The organism is Corallococcus sp. 4LFB (genome assembly GCF_046520365.1).
In the GTDB taxonomy this organism is placed as follows: domain Bacteria; phylum Myxococcota; class Myxococcia; order Myxococcales; family Myxococcaceae; genus Corallococcus; species Corallococcus caeni.
Genome location: NZ_JBKGHJ010001220.1, coordinates 1 through 552, shown reverse-complemented (window position 1 = coordinate 552; position 552 = coordinate 1). Strand labels below are relative to the sequence as shown.

General features: G+C 73.2%; 1 protein-coding gene. It reads left to right on the top strand.

The genetic code is table 11. The features are described from left to right. Nucleotides 1–552 (top strand): AMP-binding protein (locus ACLEQD_RS45025; RefSeq protein ID WP_410392011.1); only part of this gene is annotated, 552 nt, incomplete at both ends.

Sequence of the window (552 nt, the reverse complement as noted above, 5' to 3'; positions counted from 1 at the left end):
CGCTGACGTACGGCGAGCTGGACGCGAAGGCGAACCAGCTGGCGCACCACCTGCGGGAGCTGGGCGTGAAGCGCGGCACGCGGGTGGGCGTGTACGTGGAGCGCTCGCTGGAGATGGTGGTGGGGCTGCTGGCCACCCTGAAGGCGGGAGGCGCGTACGTGCCGGTGGACCGCAACTACCCGGCGGAGCGCATCGCGCTCTTGCTGGAGGATGCGGGCGTCGGGGTGACGCTGACGCAGCAGGCGCTGGTGGAGAAGCTGCCGGCCGGCGCGGGGGCACCGCTCTGCGTGGACACGGCGTGGGAGGCCCTCTCCCGCCATCCGGAGACGGCGCCGGACGTGGAGGTCGGGGGCCTGGACCTCGCGTACATCATCTTCACGTCCGGCAGCACGGGCCGCCCGAAGGGCGTCTGCGTTCCGCACCAGGGCATCACCCGGCTGGTGGTGGGCAACGGCTTCATGCGCTTCGGGCCGGACGCGGTCTGGTCGCAGACGGGCCCGGTGGCCTTCGACGCCTCGACGCTGGAGCTGTGGGGCGCGCTGCTGCACGGGG